We start from the raw sequence: 19,317 nt of genomic DNA on the forward strand, positions 1-19,317 counted from the left end.
ATAATTTTGGATCATTCACGCTCTAATCGGATGGTCATTCATAGTGGAATGGAGGTTGGCTCATCATGAAAATCGGAGTACCAAGAGAAATTAAAAACAATGAAAATCGTATAGCTATGACACCGGCTGGAGTTGTTAGCTTGACGAACGCAGGACACCACGTTTTCGTTGAAACCAACGCAGGAAACGGCTCAAGTTTTACAGACGAGCAATACCAAGAGGCAGGGGCAGAAATTGTGGGCTCAGCTAAAGAAGCCTGGAGTCAAGAAATGGTTATGAAGGTAAAAGAACCACTTCCGGAAGAGTTTGGATATTTTTATGAAGGACTGATTCTATTTACTTATTTACATTTAGCACCTGAACCGGAATTGACAAAAGCTCTTGTAGAAAAGAAAGTGATATCGATTGCTTATGAAACAGTGCAACTATCCAATGGTTCTTTGCCATTGCTCACACCCATGAGTGAAGTGGCAGGGCGTATGGCATCACAAATCGGTGCACAGTTCTTAGAGAAGTCGCGAGGTGGAAAAGGGATTCTGCTTGGAGGAATTCCAGGTGTACGTCGTGGTCGCGTCACTGTAATTGGCGGGGGTGTCGTAGGGACTAATGCTGCCAAAATTGCTATGGGATTGGGGGCAGACGTTACTATTATCGATGTAAACCCTGAGCGATTGCGGCAGCTTGACGACATCTTCGGGTCTGATATCAATACATTGATGTCCAATCCATTAAATCTCCAGGAATCTTTGGAAGAATCAGATCTTGTCATAGGAGCTGTGCTTATCCCTGGTGCTAAAGCGCCAAGTTTAGTGACAGAAGATATGGTCAGATCAATGAAAGAAGGTTCTGTGATTGTGGATGTAGCAATTGATCAGGGGGGATTTTTGCTACCACTGATCGGATAACCACACATGATAATCCAACATATGAGAAACATGGGGTGCTGCATTACGCTGTAGCGAATATGCCTGGAGCTGTTCCTCGGACTTCTACAATCGGGCTGACGAATGTCACCGTCCCCTATGCCTTGGAGCTTGCCAATAAAGGTTATATGAAAGCCTGCCAGGATAATGAAGCTTTGTTTAAAGGAATTAATACACTTGAAGGTTATGTCACCTATAAAGCAGTGGCTGAAGCGCAGGGGCTTGCGTTTGCAGATGCCAGTGAATTGATTAATCGATAAATAAGGAGGTTGTACCAAAAGAATTTTCCCGCTAGAAAACCCGACAATTCGTCCGGGTTTTCTTTATGAAGCAATAAACATACGCCGCTCCGGCAACATACATCGCTTGCCGCGGGTACGGCCTCAGCCTCCTCAAAAAGCAAAGACCGCTTTCTTCCGGGATCTTCGCCTCGTGCTGTTGCCTACGCTCCATTTGATCCATTCCGCCCTATTGTTCGTCTTTCCAGTGGCAGGTAGTGTTTTGCCCCAGCCCCCTTATTTTTTCGTGCCCATGACACATATGCCCTCGCCCATCCTTTTTAAGCAGAGTTTCTGTGTTGTTCCTGAGTTGTTTCATTTTGCTTTTGTTTACGAAAATATAAAGCTATAATCGGTCTGGGAATGTTATGCCAAACACGGAAAATAGCACTTGGTACAGCAGCCGGTGGACTGAAGTGTACCGCCGTGAGAGAAGGATCCAAGCATGAATGATATTGGTTATACTCGATTTTCTGAATTATCAAAGTTCGTTTGAAGGAAAAAAATGAAAAAAACGTGTTATCCTAAGAATAGAGTGTAAATAAGGGGCATGATTTGAGTTTCCTCAAGATAATCCGTAAAATAAAAGAAAAAGTGAAACCTTTAAATAAAGTCAGCCGTATATACAGTTACACAAGGTCATAGTTGAAGGAGAGGTGAGGATTTGGGATTCTTTTCAAAGTTGTTTTCAAAAAATGAACAGCAAAAACCGGAAGTGGAAGAACGACATGCATTGAACATTCAAGTAGGAGACATCGTTACTTACGATCTTGTGGATTATGAAGTTGTCGGTAAGATCACCTACAGAGATGGCTCCTATGAATGGTTTTCTTATCAACTATTAGAAGGCAATTCTACCAAATGGTTAGCTGCTGAAATGGATGATGAGCTGGAATTAGGGGTTTATGAAACCATTAAATTGCCAGTGAGTATGCCTTTTCCGAAAGAATTGACCCATGACGGGAAAACCTTCCATAAAGACGAAGAGGGGGAAGCTCGTGTCACAGGGGAAGGCCGAAGCAGTAATATTAATGGACGCACGGCGAGGTATGCCGAATATGTTTCCGAGGATGAGGAAATGTACCTTAGCTTGGAGTCATGGGGAAGCGAAATAGAAGCAAGTATCGGTTATGATATCGAACCATTCGAAATTAAAATTATTGCAGGTTCTAAATAATAAGGAGGAAAAATAATGTTCAAATTTTTTAATCGTGTCAAAACAGTTGTAGGTTCAGAATTGAATTCAATGTTAGATAAAGCAGAAGATCCAGTGAAAATGTTGGATCAGTTTATGCGCGACATGGAGAATGATATCCGTGAGGCTGAAAGTGCAGTAGCTAAGCAGATTGCTAACGAGAAAATGCTGAAACGTAAATATGATGACTCCCAAGCTTTAGTCGATAAGCGAATGCAGCAAGCAGAAAAAGCGATTGAATCCGGGAATGAAGATTTAGCTAGACGCGCCCTGGAAGATAAGAAAAATCATCAAGAACAAGCGGATCAGTTCAAAGCTTCATGGGAACGTGCACAACAAGATGCGGGCAACCTCCGTCAAAAACTTGATGAAATGAAAAAGGAATATCAAGAAATGAAACTGAAAAAAGATTCCTTGAAAGCTCGTGCCGAGTCTGCTAAAACCCGTACGAAAATGAATCGTACGATGTCCAGCATCGGAGGAGATGAATCCCGTCAAGGCTTTGAACGTATGGAAGAAAAAGTTATGCATTATGAAGCAGAAGCAGAAACAAGTGAAGACATGTCCTCTCAAAGTCGTTCTTTGGATGACGAATTCGATGAGTTGGACAATAAAGATAGTGTAGATAGCGAACTGGATGCTTTAAAGAAGAAAATGAATAAAGAGTAAGATCACCCTGTGATCAAACGTGCCTAACTCATCAGTTAGGCACGGCTATTTTTTGCGAAAGGAGGATGTGTCGTGAAAGATTTTGCGGGGATCATAGTTGTCGGCATCATCGCTTTCTTTTTATTATTCAATATGTTTGGAAGTGGAGACGACCAAAGAGGAATGTCCGGCTCTTATACAGAAGATACATATGAGGAGCTTCCTTCAGAACCCAGCCGTTCAGAAATACTGAATACGATAGAAAGTTCGGATGCAAATTCTATAGAATCGCTGGTTAAAGAAAGCTTTCCGCTGCTGGATACGGTTCGTTCAGATCAAGGGCTTTCCCGTATATATATGACAAAAGAGCTTACACTGCCAGAAGTCGCTGATTCGCTGTCCGAAGCGATTAAACCTGAAGAAATAAGTGAAAGGCAGGAAGAGAAACAAGTATTGATTTATCCGGATCATTTTGTCATTGTTCAGGAAAGTGAAGAAGAAGCAGGTGTGGTTACAATTGAACTTGCTTCTGATGAGTTTGTCAGGAATAATTATTCTCCAGGCTTTTTTAATGGCTTGTTTGCGGGTTATCTCTTGAACAGAATGTTAGGATCAAATGATTGGTATGATCGAAGAAGGGCTAACTGTCAGCAAACAGGAAATTGTTATGGTGGTTATGGGATGTATGGCAATTACAATTCCGGAGGATCAGGTTCAATCAGAGGTTCCTCTAATCGTGGTGGAGGACCAGGTACAGGAAAATAAAGGAGGTAATAGAATGGAACCATTTTTGGCTACTTTAGGTTATTTTGCGATTGCAATTATTGTTGTTGTCATCGGTTTAGTTATTTTTGAGTGGTTGACAAGACAGTATAAAGATTGGGATGAGGTGAAGCAGGGAAACCAAGCGGTTGCGATGTCCATCTCTGGTAAAATTATTGGAATATGTATTGTACTTTCGTTTGCTATCTACCATAGTTTTACTGTGTGGGATACGTTGATTTGGGGAGCTTTCGGAATGGTTTTACAAATGATCGCTTACTTACTGTTTGAGTTATTTACCCGTAAATTTTCAGTGGAGACGAAGCTTAAAGAAAACAACACTGCTGTGGGAATCATTTCCATGGGTGTATCGATCGGTTTAGCGTTTGTCATTGGTGCTTCTATAACCTAATGACTTTGCATGACTGAGAAAAGCCACTATGATGAGCATAGTGGCTTTTCTGAATATTGAGATTCATAAAAAGTGGAGTGAACATATTGGAAGCAAATATTAAAAAAAGCCATTTCATATACTGGGCCTCAGGCATTGTTTCCATTTGCGGCATCATATTTGAGGTATTGTTCGGTGCGTTAGGGTCTTACATATTGGGAGATGGTGTTAAACAGTATACACTCACAATCAGTTTATTTTTAACTGGAATGGGAATCGGAGCTAGTATCAGTGAACGTGTGATGAAAAACTTGATCGTCACTTTCATATGGATTGAATATCTCGTAGCATTGATTGGTGGTTTCTCGAGTTTTACAATGTTCGGTATGACCGCTTTTGCACCTTCAGGAACGGATGCCTTTTTCTTGTACTTAGTGACTTTCACCATCGGTGCGTTAACAGGATTGGAATTGCCTATCTTAATTCGTAAAGCCAATGAAATAGGAGTAGAGTTGAACCGGAGTACAGCTCGAGTGCTGTTTTCTGATTATGCAGGTGGCTTGATAGGTGGTTTGCTTTTTGCATTTTATTTACGTCCTCAAATGGGGATGGTGAAAAGTGCTTTTTTTGTTGCATGCATCAATTTAGCTGTAGCTGTAGCGGTCCTGTATTTATTCCGCTCAGAGATTAACCGATACTTTATTCATGTAACAGGAGCTGTCGTGATTGGTGCTCTTTTAATAGCAGGTTTATTTTTTGGTGAAGAGATGGCCTTTTCCTTTGAACAGAAACTTTATAAAGATCCGATTATCCATATGGAAGATAGCGCTTATCAAAAAGTCATTCTAACCAAAGAACAAGGAGATACACGCTTGTATTTGAACGGTTCCCTTCAATTCAGTTCAACAGACGAGCATCGTTATCACGAAACGCTCGTTCACCCACCTGTTTCGTATGCCGAAAGCAGGGAGGATGTGTTGATACTGGGTGGAGGAGACGGTCTTGCCGCAAGGGAGTTATTACGTTATGAAGATGTGGAAAATATCACACTCGTGGATTTAGACCCGGCGGTCACAGATCTGGCCATGAACAATTATCATTTGCTGCAAATCAATGAGGACTCATTGTCAGATGAGCGTGTCGATGTGTTAAACCAGGATGCTTTTAAATTTCTGGAGCAGTCAGATAAGTTCTATGATGTCATTCTTGTAGATTTGCCGGACCCCAATAATGAGAGTTTGAATAAGCTTTATACAAAGGAATTTTATTCATTATTAAGAAATCATTTAATACCAGGTGGAGCTGCGATGATTCAGGCCACCAGTCCATTATTTGCAACTGATGTTTATTGGACTATAGATGAAACGGTAGCATCAACAGGACTTTATACAGAGAATTTCCACGTGGATGTCCCTAGCTTCGGCAACTGGGGATTTGTTATGGCCAGCCGTTCTCCTATTGAGGTGGATGATATAGAGCTTTCTTTAGAAACACGTTTTTTGACTGAAGATGTACTTCAATCAATGACTGTGTTTGGAAAAGATGAAGACAGGGAAATCTTGAATAATGAAGGCGAACCTATTCCATTGGAGCCTAACACATTAATCGATCCTCATTTAATCCAGAAGTACGAGAAAGCATGGCAAAATTATTGAATGAGGAATCTTTATTAGAGGAGTGGTATGGATGGAAGTATCTTATCATGGTCATTCAGTAGTAAAAGTGAAAGCGAATGGTAAAACGATTTTATTTGATCCGTTCATTTCAGAAAATGGCAATACGGATTTGAATGCAGATCAAGTGGAAGCAGATGTCATCTTGCTTACCCACGGTCACAATGATCATGTCGGAGACACTATAGATATTGCAAAACGAAATGATGCCCAAGTAATTGCACCGTTTGAATTAGCTACTTACTTAGGGAATAAAGGGTTGAACGCTCATCCTATGCATATTGGTGGAGGGCATGAGTTTGATTTCGGTCATGTCAAATTCACCCAAGCCTTCCATGGTTCTGCATATACAGAAGAGGATGGAACGATCGTTTATACAGGTATGCCCACAGGAATTCTTCTTACCGTAGATGGAAAAACCATCTATCATGCTGGAGACACTGGGCTCTTTTCTGATTTGAAGTTGATTGGTGAGCGTAACGATATAGATTTAGCCTTTTTACCAATTGGAGACAATTTCACGATGGGACCAGAGGATGCTTTGACAGCTGCTGAGTGGGTTGGAGCAAAACAGGTGGTTCCTATCCACTACAACACATTTGATTTAATCAACCAGGATGGTGAAGCGTTCGCTGCCAAGGTAAAACCTGGAAAAGGGACAGTACTGGAACCGGGTGATTCATTAGAACTGTAATTTAGGATTATAGAAACCGTCTGTCTTCTAAAGACAGACGGTTTCTCTATTTGCTGGCCAATGAGAGGCACTGGAAAATAATTCATGAATTTGGTGGAGGTTTGTGTGTTAAGTTGATGTACTATATGTCGTACAATTCTATCATGGAAGAAATTGCAGAAAAACTGTATCAGTTGTATAATAACAATAACAGAGGATTTGATTAGTACAGTTAGAAAGATTGGTGGACATATGGCTACAAAACACGAACAAATACTTGAGCACATTGAGTCGCTTTCTGTTGGAAGTAAAATTTCTGTCCGACGCATTGCTAAGGCATTGAATGTCAGTGAAGGTACTGCCTATCGGGCAATAAAGGAAGCGGAAAATCAAGACCTGGTCAGTACCATGGAACGTGTAGGGACCATCAGAATTGAAAAAAAGAAAAAGGAAAACATCGAGCGTTTGACGTTTGCAGAAATCGTCAATATCGTTGATGGTCAAGTCCTAGGTGGTAGAGAAGGCTTGTATAAAACATTAAGCAAATTTGTAATTGGTGCCATGAAGCTTGAAGCCATGATGCGATATACAGAAGCGGGTTCATTACTTATTGTCGGTAACCGCACAAATGCTCATGAACTCGCCGTTAAAGAAGGTGCGGCTGTCTTAATTACTGGTGGATTTGATACAAGTGAGGCAGTTAAAAAGCTTGCAGATGAGAAACAACTGCCTGTCATATCTACAAGCTATGACACTTTTACTGTGGCAACAATGATAAACAGAGCGATCTATGATCAACTGATAAAAAAAGAAATTGTACTTGTGGATGATATCTATACGGCATTTGACGACTCGAAATATTTGTTGACCACAGATCCTGTAGCTCGCTGGCACAACTTCAACGATGAAACAAACCATAGTCGATACCCGGTTGTAGATCAACAAAATCGGGTGGTAGGGATTGTTACATCTAAAGATGTGATCGGTAAAGACAAAGAAATGAAAATAGATAAAGTGATGACTCGTAATCCGATGACTGTGCACGCAAAAACATCCTTGGCTAATGCCGCCCATGTCATGGTATGGGAAGGGATCGAATTGATGCCTGTCGTGGATCCATCACAAAAATTACAAGGAATCATTTCGAGACAGGATGTTTTGAAAGCATTACAAAATATTCAACGCCAACCACAAGTGGGTGAAACCATTGATGACCTGGCTACGAACAGGATGGAAGCAATTGAAACGGAAGAAGAGGCTCATAAATGGAGCACACGAGTGACGCCGCAAATGACGAACCAATTGGGGACGATGTCTTACGGTGTTTTTATATCATTAATCACAGAAGCATCCAGTCGGTTACTTAGGAAATATAAAAAAGGGGATTTAGTAGTAGAAAATATTTCTGTTTACTTTATCAAACCTGTGCAAATCGAAAGTGAAATCGAAATTAAGCCGCAAATTTTAGAGGTTGGTCGTAAATTCGCTAAAGTCGATATTGAAGTCCATCATGGTAAATCTATTGTAGGTAAGGCTCTCTTGATGGCTCAATTGATCGATCGATAAGAAAAAATACGAGAAGCCTCGTCCAACCTCGACAAGCTTAAGAACGTCCGTAAAGTGAAGTGGTTGATCTTCACGGAAGGGACGGACTTAAGACCTCGAGAGGTCAGGCGCTGTAGCTGGAAGATTCAAATGCGAAAGCGCCTCGTTCAACCTCGACAAGCTTAAGAACGTCCGTAAAGTGAAGTGGTTGATCTTCACGGAAGGGACGGACTTAAGACCTCGAGAGGTTAGGCGCTGTAGCTGGAGGGGATGGGCAGCCTGAGGTGCAACCGTGTTTTATTCTGGACCAAAAAAAGTCGCTGAGAGAACAGCGACTTGAGAAAGGCCTTTACGATTGCGGACTTGCTTGCTGCTTTTGATATTCTGCTTGATAATGTTTACTTGCTTTCCATCCTAAGCGTGATTGGGATATGCCTATGAGAATGAACAAGATTCCGATAAACAAAGAAATTTTTGTTTGGTAGAATACATATTGGTTGATACCAAAAAAGAAAATGAAACTACCTAGAAATATCTTTGATTTGCTATTCAAATATTGTTGTGTCAAAGAGTCTTTGGATCGAATAATCATCACTTTGTAGTAAATATAAAGCAGCAAGGACACTAATATAAGGATTGGAAAAATAATCATATTTAATCGACTCCTGAAGTTAAAGATTTTCTATCTTATTGTAGCTTGTTTGAGGTAAAAAGGCTACCAGTGTGCTGACTTATATAATTTAATATCGACTAATAATAGAGAGGGAGCGCTTTTCTATGTGTAAACAATCAATTGTAAAGGCCATTAAAGGTCACTCAACCATCGTCATACATCGTCATGTTCGCCCAGACCCTGATGCTTATGGGTCTCAAGCCGGTCTTGCGAAATTAATTCAGGCTACATTTCCAGAGAAAGACGTCTATATCACAGGAGCAGGGGAGCCTACTTTAGATTTCCTGGTCACTATGGATGAAGTTCCAGATGAAGCATACAGTGGTGCGCTTGTGATCGTATGCGACACTGCCAATCAAGCTCGGATTGATGACCAGAGATATGATAAAGGGGATATGCTTATAAAAATCGACCACCACCCCGTGGTTGATGATTATGGAGATATTCAATGGGTCGATACAAATGCAAGCTCTACATCTGAAATGATTTTTCAGTTATATACGGAAATGTCAGACGCAGGTTTTGTATTGCATGATGAAGCAGCCCGTTTGATTTATGCTGGAATAGTCGGAGATACAGGGCGCTTTTTGTTTCCAAGCACGACCAAAAGGACGTTATCCTATGCTGCAGAATTAGTGAATTATAAATTTGACCGCCCTTTTCTTTACGACGAAATGTACAAAACCCCTATCCATGTAGCAAAACTGAAAGGATATGTACTCCAAAACTTTACGGTTCACCCAGAAGGTTATTCCACGGTACGTTTAGATAAAGAAACATTGGATAAATACGGCGTCGCTCCTTCTGAAACAAGTCAGTTAGTTGGTCTACTTGGCGATATTGAAGGGATTTTAGCGTGGGCATATTTTGTAGAAGAAGAAGATAATATACGGGTAAGGTTACGTTCTAAAGGCCCCGTCATCAATACCGTGGCGGCTAATCATAATGGTGGCGGGCACCCGATGGCTTCTGGGGCTTCTGCTTCTTCCTGGGAGGAAACAGAGGAAGTTGCCGCAGAGTTAAAAGAAGTGTGTATTCAATACAAAAAAGAGCAGGGTTAATTGTCCATCCTGCTCTTATCATTACTTATCTAACTAATTTAATCTCTAAATTCAAAGTTACAACTTCTGAAACAATCAACCTGGTGACTTTCAATTCATAAGTGAAGTCGTCTACCACATAATTTTTATTTTCTACGGTAGAGATCATCAAATCCACCTGATCGGCTATAACCGTGATGTCTTTGCCTGGTATAGTAGAAAGTTGGTCTTTGACCAGTGTGGTAAGTTGATGTTGTGTCAGTAAATCGACTTCAAGTTTTTTAGCATTTGTATAAGAGACGGCCAGGTCTGTTACAGTCAAAGGCTTCTGGTCTGTCCCTTGTTCTTGATTATTTAGTAACCCTTCGTATTTCGCCTCCAATTCACTCATTTTTGCTGTCATTTCGATATGCTCTTCTGTGTATTTTTCTTGAAGCTCGCCGTGGATGTAAATAAAGACTGCATACCCGATTACAGCTCCCAGTACTATTCCTGCAAATAAGCGTCTCCATTCTTTTTTTTTGTGATAATGAGGAAAATGCAATTAAATCACCTCATCCCCCAACAACCATTCAAAAAGAAGCAATGCTGCTTTTACTCCACCCATTGCTGCTACGATAATCATAATTTGTTTAAAAATATCAAATGTGGAACCATCAAAGATCCCCTTCTCAAAATTACTGATTGCATCGAAAGTCCCCCCGATTGCCGCTACAATTGCCCAAATTCTCAAACCTTTAGCTATACGGAACATAGAAGTAAGGGGGGCTTCTCCTGTGATATAACTCCCGATACTTCCGATGATTGTTCCTCCTACAATGACGCCGAAAGCGATAAAGAAGCATTGGATCATGGATATAACTAAACGATCTTCCATCTTGTCCCTCTTTTCGCCAGCTTGATTTGGTCCTCTATAGTAAGAATTATTCTTCTCTCTCTCTATTTATGCAGAAGTCTTTCATCATGACTCAAGACTAGCTATAATTTAAATGAAAGAAGGTGTACGTAAATGACTTTTACCCATTTGAATGTTCAAAGCGGCTATAGCCTGATGAATAGCACGGTAAAAACCCGCTCATTGGTGCAGAGGGCTAAAGAATTAGGGTTTGGTGCGATTTCTTTGACCGATGAAAACACCTTGAGCGGCGCGGTGTCTTTTTATCAAGAATGTAACAATCAAGGTGTCAAACCAATCATAGGTTTGAAAACAACGGTCGAGGATCGATCTCTTCTTTTCCCTGTGATTATGTTGGCTAAAAACTCACAGGGATATCGAAATTTATTGAAAATCACCACTTATGTTCAAACAAACGCCACAAACATATCTCTTGAAGAACTGGGTTCACGGAAAGATGGTTTGATCGTCATCCAAATGACTGCCTCATCACCGTGGGCAGACACCATAGCTAATCGGATGTTTTCAAGGATTGACGATTCATTGATTCGGTGGTTAGACATGTTTGGAGAAGACCATTTTTATATGAGTATTCAGGATCGTGATTTGCATGCTGAACGACAAATGCATCAGCCTTTGCAGGAATGGGTAGAATCTAAGGGGATCCGTGTGGTTGCTATTGGAGATGTGCGTTATTTACATAGCGAAGACGCAGCAGCTTATCAATGTTTGAGAGCAATCGATGAAGGGGCTCGTTACAGCCCGCAGGTTAACCGCAGCTATCAGTATTTGAAATCTGGCGAGGAAATGGAAAATTTCTTTGGTGAATGGTGGCCGGAAGTTTTATCAGCCACACAAGAGATTGTGGAGCGTTGTAACTTGGAATTGAACTTGAATCAACAACTCCTTCCAGCTTACCCCACCCCATATGGCGAAACCCCGGATGCGTATTTGCAAGATTTATGTGAGAAGGCATTGGTGAAAAAATTCGGATCTGAAGATGAGAAAGCTGTAGAGAGGCTTAGTCACGAGCTGAATGTGATTCAATCAATGCAATTCAGTGACTATTTTCTCATTGTCTGGGATTTTATATCCTATGCAAGAAAGCAAGGAATTCATGCAGGTCCAGGACGTGGCTCTGCGGCTGGTTCGATTGTCGCTTATTTATTGGATATCACTCAAGTAGATCCATTAAAGTATGGCTTGTTGTTTGAACGGTTCTTGAATCCTGAGCGTGTTACTATGCCGGATATTGACATTGATTTCCCCGACTATCGCAGAGATGAAGTGATCGCATATGTGAGTGAAAAGTACGGAAAAGATCACGTAGCTCAAATCAGTACATTTGGGACTTTTGCTGCGAGGAGTGTTTTGAGGGAATTATTTAAAGTTTTGGCGGTTGATGAAAGTGATGCCTCCTTCATTCTTTATCAAATTCCTAAAAATACCAGTGATACACTAATTGAAATCGTAAAAAAGTCGGAGGAATTGAAAGATTATATCCGAAATTCAGATCAGCTTCAGTTTCTCTTTAAAATTGCGACAAAGTTGGAGGGGCTTCCGCGTCATATATCAACACACGCAGCAGGTGTTGTATTAAGTGAAGAGCCGTTAACTGAGTACACTCCTCTTATGAATGGCCAGGGGGACGTTCATCTTACTCAAATGGCTATGGGTGATTTAGAAAAGATCGGTTTATTGAAAATTGATTTTCTGGGTCTCAGGAATCTTTCGTTTATAGAGAAGTTGGAAAATACAATCAGGAAATATAGTAAACAAAAGTTTTCAGTGAAAGATCTCCCTCTTAATGATGGGAAAACATTCGATTTACTTAAACAAGGCCGTACAAATGGTGTTTTTCAATTAGAATCCAAAGGAATGAAAGGGGTTCTAACCAGACTTAAACCCTCACACTTTGAAGATGTTGTTGCCGTGAATGCTTTATATAGGCCGGGCCCTATGGATTATATACAAGACTATATCAAGAGGAAACATGGAAATATGGAATATGGTTTTCCACATCCTGACTTAAAAGGGATATTAGGTCCGACTTTTGGGGTGTTGATCTATCAAGAGCAGATCATGCAGGTAGCCAGACGAGTTGCAGGGTACTCATTAGGTGAAGCGGATCTATTAAGGAGAGCTATCAGTAAAAAACAAGGGGATATATGGTCGAACGAGCGGGATAAGTTTATTGCCGGTTGCAAAAAGAAGGGTTATGAAGAATCTGTTGCCACCGAACTTTTTGATTGGATTGTGAAATTCTCGAACTATGGTTTTAACAGGAGCCATGCGGTGGCATACAGTTTGATTTCATATTGGTTAGCTTTCATTAAAGCCCACTATCCTTCTCATTTTTTAGCAGAGTTGATGAATGCTAATATCGGAGACCGGGATAAAGGGACTATATATATTCGAGAAGCCCGGGAGATGAATGTGAAGGTGAACGCTCCCTCGATCAATCGCAGTCATATCTTGACTCGGGATGATAAAGGAGAGATAAGAATGGGGCTCTTGGCCATCAAAGGACTCGGCTACCAAGCTGCTCAGGCTATCGTTGATGGAAGGGTTGATGGACCATACAAAAGCCTGAACGACTTCTGTCTAAGGCTGGATGATAAAGCTGTTTCAAGGTCAGTCATCGAAGCATTGATCATATCCGGCGCCTTTGATGAATTGCATCAAAATCGGGCGAGTTCTCTGGCAAGTATTGATCAGGCCCTCGAGCAGGGGGAATTATTTAAAGAATTTCAAGATCAACCAGGCTTTTTCGGTACAGATATTGAGATGGGGATGGTAGAGGTGGATCCATTTCCTCCTTTGAAGGAGTTATCGATGGAAAAAGAAGTGCTTGGTGCTTATATGTCTGAACACCCATTGGGACATCACCGCAATGCGTTACGCAGCAGAGGAATGATTTCCCTCTATAAGGCCGATCAGTTGAAATCAAAGAGGAAGTTAGTCACAGCTGTTGTTCTCGAAAGTTTCCGTGAGATCAGAACAAAAAGAGGAGACTCGATGTCCTTTGTAACCATTAGTGATGAGACTGCTGAAATGGAGGCTGTTTTGTTTCCTGAGGCATATCGAAATGTGAAACCGTGGTTGAAGGAGCAAATGCTTGTTATTGCAGAAGGGAAAATTGAAGAGAGGAACAACCGTAAGCAAATGATTATCAATCAGCTTAAGCCGTTTGAATTGAGTGAAAGAGAGAATAAGGCAGAAAGGCGTCTATTTGTGAAGGTAACAAAGGATACGGAGCATACAGCTATTGATAAGCTGAAAGAGGCAGCAGAATATTTCCCGGGGAATACACCTGTGTTGATATTTCGATCAGAAGACCGAAAAATCTACCATTTAGATCAGGACTATTCATTAGAAGTCAGCAGGGAATGTCTGAATATGTTGAATGACTTTTTCGGTTCTCAATCAGTGGCTTTACGCACACAGGATAAACACATGGATGTCTAAAAAGTCAGTCCATGGTTTTGAAGTTCTTTACACACTATCTTCATCTGTTATAATTAAGAAGTTAATAGGTGGTCAGACCACCTAGGTCGGTTAAATTAATAGTTTAAAGGAGCGTGTCGTCGTGTCTAATTTGCGAGATGAAGCATTGCATATACACCGTGTCAATAAGGGTAAGCTGGAAACTCATTCGAAAGTTCCTATAAGAAATGCAAAAGATTTGAGTTTAGCATACTCTCCGGGAGTAGCAGAACCATGTAAAGAAATTTATGATCATAAAGATACTGTCTATGATTATACGATGAAAGGCAACATGGTAGCAGTAGTCAGCGATGGATCAGCTGTTCTGGGACTTGGTAATATCGGCCCTGAAGCCTCATTGCCTGTAATGGAAGGTAAAGCGGCTTTGTTCAAAAGTTTTGCTGGTGTAGACGCTTTTCCTATCTGCCTGAACACAAGAGACATCGACCAAATAGTGCAAACTGTAAAATTAATGGAACCTACATTTGGTGGAGTGAATCTGGAAGATATCGCTGCTCCTAACTGCTTCATCATCGAGGATCGTTTGAAGAAAGAAACGAATATCCCGATTTTCCATGACGATCAACACGGGACAGCTATCGTTACTGTTGCGGGTTTGATGAACGCATTGAAAATAACAGGGAAGTCGTTTTCAGAGATTAAGGTTGTAGCGAATGGTGCAGGTGCAGCAGGAATTGCCATTATCAAACTGCTTTATCATTTCGGTGTAAGAGATATCATCATGTGTGACTCAAAAGGTGCGATCTTCGAAGGACGCGACTATGGAATGAATGACGTGAAAGATGAAATAGCTAAGATTACGAATAAAGAGCGGGCAGAAGGCAAGCTTGAAGAAGTGATGGAAGGCGCTGATGTTTTTATTGGAGTATCTGTTGGCGGGTTGCTGTCTAAAGAAATGGTTTCTCGTATGAATGACGACTCTATCATCTTTGCCATGGCCAACCCAGAGCCGGAAATCATGCCGGAAGATGCCAAAGAAGCAGGGGCGCGTGTGATCGGCACCGGGCGTTCAGACTTCCCTAATCAAGTGAATAATGTCCTGGCTTTCCCGGGAATCTTCCGAGGAGCTCTTGATGTAAGAGCAACACGAATTAATGAAAAAATGAAAATAGCAGCAGCCGAGGCTATCGCTTCACTTGTAGGTGAAGATGAACTTAGTGAAGATTATGTCATCCCTGCTCCATTCGATCCCCGGGTAGCACCGGCAGTGGCAGCCAGTGTAGCCAAAGCAGCAATGGAGTCCGGAGTGGCACGTCACCATGTGGATCCTGAAGAGGTAGCTGAAAAAACAAGACAACTCACTCTAATTGATGAAGAATAATGCTAAGGAGAAAAGCGTATGCTTTTCTCCTCTTACATAACGCCCTGGATGGGAAAGGAAAGAGGTGTTCATTAAACGTGACCCGAGTGCAACAAGAAAAAGTCTACGAAGGTGTTCTTTACCAATTGAAATCATATATAGAGGAGAATCAATTGAAACCTGGTGATAAGTTGCCATCTGAACGGGAACTAAGTGAACAGCTCAATGTTGGAAGGTCCTCCATCCGAGAGGCTTTCAGGGCGATGGAGCTCCTTGGACTGATCGAAACCCGACGTGGGGAAGGTACCTTTATGAGAGCTTATCGTCCATACCATATGGTTGAATTATTATCTAACTTCTTACTTAATGAAACACGGACAAAAGAAGAATTGATGACAGCTAAACAAATGATTGAAAAAGAAGTATTATTAATTGTAAAAGGGAAGCTCTCAGACCATCAATTTACTGAAATCAGAAAAATATTAAAGAACCATCCTTCAGGAGAACGCCACCAACAGCTGTTTCAATATTTTTTTGAAATAGGTGATCAGCCCTTGCTGTTATCCATGTGGCAATTCATCTCCGGCTTTACCCACACGGTTCATAATATCCATTATGAAGATGAATGGTATGAGGAGATGCTTAAAGCTCTTGAAAGAAGAGAAGCCCTTGAGATCCTGCAATTATTTCGATGAGAGATGCTGTCAATAACACTTTCGACAAAAACAGTGATATTATCTTAATGGATATTATGTATATTGGTAAGAAAGGAAGCTTTGTCCCAAAGGAGGAATCACCTTGCTAAGAGATTTTTTCAGCAAGAAAAAAAGATATGCATCTATTCCTAGTCAGGAAGCTAAGCAGGATGTGCCTGAAGGTTTGATGCAAAAATGTCCGAACTGTCAAAAGATCTTCTACAGAAAAGAACTTAATAGAAATTTGAATGTTTGCCCTCATTGTGATCACCATCATCGTTTAAGCGCTTATGAACGAATTCAGCACCTTTTTGACGAGGAATCCTTCATTGAGTGGGACAAGCAAATGATATCTAACAACCCCCTCGGTTTTCCTGAATATGAGGAAAAGTTAGAAAAAGATCGATTGAAATCCGATCTTAACGAAGCTGTGGTGACGGGGAAAGCGAAAATGAACAACATAGAGACTGCAGTAGCCGTAATGGATTCCCGCTTTCGCATGGGTAGTATGGGGTCTGTTGTTGGTGAAAAAATAACCAATGCCATTGAAAATGCCAGAAAGGAAAAAATACCTTTCATCATCTTCACTGCTTCAGGCGGTGCAAGAATGCAGGAAGGTGTGCTCAGCTTAATGCAGATGGGTAAAACTTCTGTTGCTTTGCAGCGCTTACATGCGGATGGAGGTCTGTTTGTGTCAGTAATGACTCATCCAACGACAGGGGGGGTCTCTGCGAGCTTCGCCTCTCTTGGAGATTATAACTTTGCTGAACCAAAAGCGCTAATTGGATTTGCCGGGAGAAGGATTATTGAACAGACAATCCGTGAAAAATTACCAGATGATTTCCAAACCTCGGAGTTTTTACTTGAACATGGACAGCTGGATAGAGTAGTCCATCGCCATGATTTGAGGAAGACTTTGTCAACTGTCCTGGATATCCATTCATCAGGAGGTGAGAAACAGTGAAACATGTGCTTGATTTTGAAAAGCCGGTTATAGAACTGCGTGAAAAGATCGTAGAATTGAAGAGGCTTACAGAAAATAGTGAAATGGACCTTAGTGATGAAATCGTGACACTAGAAAGCCGGTTGGAAAAGCTGGAAACAGATGTATATGATCGGATGGCCCCTTGGGATCGTGTGCAAATGGCCAGACATCCCGAGCGCCCAACGACACTTGATTATATCGATCAGCTTTTTACGGATTTTTTAGAACTTCATGGTGACAGAAATTTCGGAGATGATGCTGCGATTGTTTCCGGGATTGCGAAATTCAAAGGGAAGCCGGTCACTGTTATCGGTCATCAACGAGGGAAAGATACAAAGGAAAATATCCATCGTAATTTCGGTATGCCGCACCCGGAAGGGTATCGGAAAGCGCTTCGTTTGATGAAACAAGCTGAAAAGTTTGGACGTCCGGTTATTACATTCATCGATACAAAAGGGGCTTACCCAGGAAAAGCCGCTGAAGAAAGAGGGCAGAGTGAAGCGATAGCCCGCAACTTAATGGAAATGGCAGGGCTCACTGTACCTATCATCTGTGTCGTTATTGGAGAAGGTGGAAGTGGCGGTGCTTTAGGTCTCGGCATCGGTGATCGAATATTCATGTTGGAAAACTCCACATACTCTGTGATTTCGCCGGAGGGAGCTTCCTCTATTTTATGGAAAGACTCAGGCTTAGCTCAAGAGGCAGCAGAGTCAATGAAAATCACATCTTATGATCTTCAAAAACTTGAAGTGATTGATGGGGTGATACCGGAAATCAGAGGTGGAGCCCACAGGGATATAAAAGCCCAGGCGGGTGAAATTGAGAAAGTATTGCTCGAATCCCTTGATCAATTAGAAACGCTTGAACAAGAACAACTTCTTGAGGAACGTTTTATGAAATATAAAAATATTGGCGATTACACATATCTTGATTTATAATGATATGGTTGAAAAAAGTATAAACCCATAAAAGAAAGGTCGCACATATGGTGCGGCTTTTCGCATCTTATCTGATTGGTAACGCTATCATTGATAAATTAAATGTTGATGTTGCTATGAATTGTATAGACTAAGTACCAACTATCCATTGAAAAGCACTGAGGTTTCAACTCCTCTTTGATTGGGGACAAAATAACTAGAAATACATTTGAGGTGATGAGAATGAAGAAAATAGGAGTTCTTACTAGCGGAGGAGACGCCCCTGGTATGAATGCTGCTATACGCTCTGTTGTCCGTAAAGCGATTTACCATAACGTTGAAGTATATGGCATTAAATACGGTTACCAAGGCTTGATTGATGGCAATATAGAAAAGATGGAGCTGGGTTCAGTTGGTGATATTATCCAGCGGGGAGGCACCAAACTTTACTCCGCCCGCTGTGAAGAATTCAAAACAGAAGAAGGCCAACTGAAGGGCATTGAACAAATGAAGAAACATGGTATCGAGGGCTTGATAGCCATCGGCGGGGATGGTACCTTTATGGGGGCTAAGAAAATTACCGAAAAAGGGTACCCATGTATAGGTGTACCAGGGACCATTGATAATGATATTCCTGGAACTGATTTCACAATCGGCTTTGATACGGCTTTGAACACGATCATTGATGCGATTGATAAAATTCGTGATACAGCCACATCTCATGAACGTACTTATGTGATTGAAGTGATGGGGAGAGATGCTGGTGATTTAGCCTTATGGTCTGGATTGGCTGACGGCGCTGAAAGTATCCTTATCCCTGAAGCAGAAGACGAGTTCGGAGACGTCATCGATCGATTAAAACGAGGCCATGACCGTGGTAAAAAACACAGCATAATCATCGTTGCAGAAGGTGTAGGAAGCGGTGTGGATTTCGCTCGTAAGATAAAAGAGGCGGCGAACTTGGAAACTCGCGTAACAGTCCTTGGTCATACACAACGCGGAGGTTCTCCAAGTGCTTCAGATCGCGTTTTAGCCAGTCGATTAGGTGCTTATGCCGTTGACTTGCTTTTAAATGGTCATGCAGGTCGCATGGTAGGTATACAAGAAAATAAATTGGTTGATCATGATATTGTAGATATCCTGAATACAGACCACAAAGTTGATCTTGATATGTACCGTCTTTCCAAAGAATTATCTATATAAATGTAAGAGGCAAT

The 19,317-nt window shown here is 41.3% G+C and carries 17 protein-coding genes and 1 pseudogene; 15 read left to right on the forward strand and 3 right to left on the reverse strand.

The genetic code is table 11. The annotated features are described in order from the left end of the window. Nucleotides 1–65 precede the first annotated feature (65 nt). From ald to HLI_RS17625, 8 genes and pseudogenes are all read left to right on the forward strand, one after another. Nucleotides 66–1,183 (forward strand): annotated as a pseudogene (gene ald, locus HLI_RS17585) (alanine dehydrogenase). A gap of 682 nt (nucleotides 1,184–1,865) precedes the next feature. After that, nucleotides 1,866–2,378 (forward strand): DUF4178 domain-containing protein, encoded by a 513-nt coding sequence (locus tag HLI_RS17595; RefSeq protein ID WP_128526213.1) that lies wholly within the window; start codon nucleotides 1,866–1,868, stop codon nucleotides 2,376–2,378. 15 nt (nucleotides 2,379–2,393) lie between these two features. Beyond that, nucleotides 2,394–3,065 carry a PspA/IM30 family protein gene (locus HLI_RS17600; protein ID WP_128526214.1) on the forward strand — a complete coding sequence of 224 codons (672 nt, stop codon included), beginning with the start codon at nucleotides 2,394–2,396 and terminating at the stop codon, nucleotides 3,063–3,065. 72 nt (nucleotides 3,066–3,137) lie between these two features. Beyond that, nucleotides 3,138–3,809, forward strand: coding sequence for a DUF4247 domain-containing protein (locus HLI_RS17605; RefSeq protein ID WP_128526215.1), 672 nt, complete (start codon nucleotides 3,138–3,140; stop codon nucleotides 3,807–3,809). 13 nt (nucleotides 3,810–3,822) lie between these two features. Next, nucleotides 3,823–4,218, forward strand: a complete 396-nt coding sequence (locus HLI_RS17610; RefSeq protein ID WP_128526216.1) for a DUF350 domain-containing protein — start codon at nucleotides 3,823–3,825, stop codon at nucleotides 4,216–4,218. An 83-nt stretch (nucleotides 4,219–4,301) separates the two neighbouring features. Next, the gene (locus HLI_RS17615) at nucleotides 4,302–5,852 is read left to right on the forward strand and encodes a polyamine aminopropyltransferase (protein ID WP_128526930.1); all 1,551 of its coding nucleotides are present in this window, start codon (nucleotides 4,302–4,304) and stop codon (nucleotides 5,850–5,852) included. Between the two features lie 31 nt (nucleotides 5,853–5,883). Then, on the forward strand, nucleotides 5,884–6,564 hold the full coding sequence (locus HLI_RS17620; protein WP_128526217.1) for a metal-dependent hydrolase: 681 nt from the start codon (nucleotides 5,884–5,886) through the stop codon (nucleotides 6,562–6,564). Nucleotides 6,565–6,795: 231 nt separating this feature from the next. Further along, entirely contained in the window at nucleotides 6,796–8,109 is a 1,314-nt protein-coding gene (locus tag HLI_RS17625) for a CBS domain-containing protein (RefSeq protein WP_128526218.1), read from the forward strand. A 328-nt stretch (nucleotides 8,110–8,437) separates the two neighbouring features. On the opposite strand, the gene HLI_RS17630 is transcribed toward HLI_RS17625, so the two are convergent. Next, the gene (locus tag HLI_RS17630) at nucleotides 8,438–8,740 is read right to left on the reverse strand and encodes a YtpI family protein (RefSeq protein ID WP_128526219.1); all 303 of its coding nucleotides are present in this window, start codon (nucleotides 8,738–8,740) and stop codon (nucleotides 8,438–8,440) included. Between the two features lie 125 nt (nucleotides 8,741–8,865). Here HLI_RS17630 and HLI_RS17635 point away from each other — a divergent pair, with 125 nt between their 5' ends. After that, a complete protein-coding gene (locus HLI_RS17635) occupies nucleotides 8,866–9,822 on the forward strand; it encodes a DHH family phosphoesterase (RefSeq protein ID WP_128526220.1) in 957 nt (318 codons plus the stop codon). A 25-nt stretch (nucleotides 9,823–9,847) separates the two neighbouring features. Here the strand turns inward: HLI_RS17635 and ytrI are convergent, their stop codons facing one another. Together ytrI and HLI_RS17645 are read right to left on the reverse strand one after the other, a co-directional pair. Then, nucleotides 9,848–10,345, reverse strand: a complete 498-nt coding sequence (gene ytrI / locus HLI_RS17640) for a sporulation membrane protein YtrI (RefSeq protein WP_128526221.1) — start codon at nucleotides 10,343–10,345, stop codon at nucleotides 9,848–9,850. After that, nucleotides 10,346–10,678 carry a sporulation membrane protein YtrH gene (locus HLI_RS17645; protein ID WP_128526222.1) on the reverse strand — a complete coding sequence of 111 codons (333 nt, stop codon included), beginning with the start codon at nucleotides 10,676–10,678 and terminating at the stop codon, nucleotides 10,346–10,348. 132 nt (nucleotides 10,679–10,810) lie between these two features. On the opposite strand from HLI_RS17645, the gene dnaE reads away from it, so the two are divergent. From dnaE to pfkA, 6 genes are all read left to right on the forward strand, one after another. Continuing rightward, nucleotides 10,811–14,164 carry a DNA polymerase III subunit alpha gene (gene dnaE / locus HLI_RS17650; protein ID WP_128526223.1) on the forward strand — a complete coding sequence of 1,118 codons (3,354 nt, stop codon included), beginning with the start codon at nucleotides 10,811–10,813 and terminating at the stop codon, nucleotides 14,162–14,164. Between the two features lie 121 nt (nucleotides 14,165–14,285). After that, a complete protein-coding gene (locus HLI_RS17655) occupies nucleotides 14,286–15,524 on the forward strand; it encodes an NADP-dependent malic enzyme (protein ID WP_128526224.1) in 1,239 nt (412 codons plus the stop codon). A 77-nt stretch (nucleotides 15,525–15,601) separates the two neighbouring features. Then, entirely contained in the window at nucleotides 15,602–16,198 is a 597-nt protein-coding gene (locus HLI_RS17660; protein ID WP_128526225.1) for a FadR/GntR family transcriptional regulator, read from the forward strand. 103 nt (nucleotides 16,199–16,301) lie between these two features. Continuing rightward, nucleotides 16,302–17,162, forward strand: coding sequence for an acetyl-CoA carboxylase, carboxyltransferase subunit beta (gene accD / locus HLI_RS17665; RefSeq protein ID WP_128526226.1), 861 nt, complete (start codon nucleotides 16,302–16,304; stop codon nucleotides 17,160–17,162). Further along, nucleotides 17,159–18,121 carry an acetyl-CoA carboxylase carboxyltransferase subunit alpha gene (locus tag HLI_RS17670; protein ID WP_128526227.1) on the forward strand — a complete coding sequence of 321 codons (963 nt, stop codon included), beginning with the start codon at nucleotides 17,159–17,161 and terminating at the stop codon, nucleotides 18,119–18,121. Before accD ends, HLI_RS17670 begins: the two co-directional genes overlap by 4 nt. A gap of 222 nt (nucleotides 18,122–18,343) precedes the next feature. Then, complete coding sequence (gene pfkA / locus HLI_RS17675; RefSeq protein WP_128526228.1) at nucleotides 18,344–19,303, forward strand: 6-phosphofructokinase; 960 nt, start codon at nucleotides 18,344–18,346, stop codon at nucleotides 19,301–19,303. Nucleotides 19,304–19,317: the final 14 nt, after the last annotated feature.

Origin of the sequence: Halobacillus litoralis, assembly GCF_004101865.1 — a bacterium.
In the GTDB taxonomy this organism is placed as follows: Bacteria; Bacillota; Bacilli; order Bacillales; family Halobacillaceae; genus Halobacillus; species Halobacillus litoralis_A.

Excerpts from the sequence above, each read along its gene's own strand:
- HLI_RS17610 (WP_128526216.1), top strand. The coding sequence starts at position 3,823 with ATGGAACCATTTTTGGCTACTTTAGGTTATTTTGCGATTGCAATTATT.
- dnaE (WP_128526223.1), top strand. The coding sequence starts at position 10,811 with ATGACTTTTACCCATTTGAATGTTCAAAGCGGCTATAGCCTGATGAAT.
- HLI_RS17645 (WP_128526222.1), bottom strand. The coding sequence starts at position 10,678 with ATGGAAGATCGTTTAGTTATATCCATGATCCAATGCTTCTTTATCGCT.
- pfkA (WP_128526228.1), top strand. The coding sequence starts at position 18,344 with ATGAAGAAAATAGGAGTTCTTACTAGCGGAGGAGACGCCCCTGGTATG.
- HLI_RS17630 (WP_128526219.1), bottom strand. The coding sequence starts at position 8,740 with ATGATTATTTTTCCAATCCTTATATTAGTGTCCTTGCTGCTTTATATT.
- HLI_RS17625 (WP_128526218.1), top strand. The coding sequence starts at position 6,796 with ATGGCTACAAAACACGAACAAATACTTGAGCACATTGAGTCGCTTTCT.
- HLI_RS17600 (WP_128526214.1), top strand. The coding sequence starts at position 2,394 with ATGTTCAAATTTTTTAATCGTGTCAAAACAGTTGTAGGTTCAGAATTG.
- HLI_RS17620 (WP_128526217.1), top strand. The coding sequence starts at position 5,884 with ATGGAAGTATCTTATCATGGTCATTCAGTAGTAAAAGTGAAAGCGAAT.
- HLI_RS17635 (WP_128526220.1), top strand. The coding sequence starts at position 8,866 with ATGTGTAAACAATCAATTGTAAAGGCCATTAAAGGTCACTCAACCATC.